The organism is Oerskovia sp. 140933, from assembly GCF_059651515.1.
Map to the genome: position 1 here is coordinate 1 of NZ_JAMXIO010000083.1, position 455 is coordinate 455.

The following is a 455-nucleotide window of genomic DNA, read 5'->3' on the forward strand; positions in this document are numbered from 1 at the left end:
CGCCCGTCGGCGCCCGAGCGCGAGGCGACCAGACGCACGTCCGTCCCACGGTCCGCGAGCGTGTCGAGCGCCTCGTCCGCGTCCAGAGCCGTGAGCCACACGTCGCTCTGCTGACCGTCCGTCTGCACGGTCACCTCACGCCCGTACCGCACCACCACGTCAGCCCCGTTCGACAGAGCCGCGTCCACCGCAGGAGCGACCAGGTCCTTGTCCGTGACCCGCACACCCTCCTCCGCCAGAAGACCCTCGACGGAACCGGCGAACGTGCTGACCGTGGTGATCTCACCGTCGACGTCCAGCTCGACGGTCTTCTTGGCAGAGCCATAGGCGACCGCACCGGTCGCGACCAGCGCGACCGCCGTCGCACCGGCGACCAACGGCCACCGGCGACGCCGCGCAGCAGTGGCAGTGGAAGAGGAAGGGGCGGAAGCATCAGCCTCGACGCCCGTCGAAGG

1 protein-coding gene is annotated in these 455 nt (G+C 70.8%); it reads right to left on the minus strand.

The genetic code is table 11. The features are described 5' to 3' along the window. The coding region (locus tag NHG27_RS19000) for a ubiquitin-like domain-containing protein (protein ID WP_497017365.1) at positions 1–377 on the minus strand (377 nt) is incomplete at its 3' end. Between the last annotated feature and the right edge of the window lie 78 nt (positions 378–455).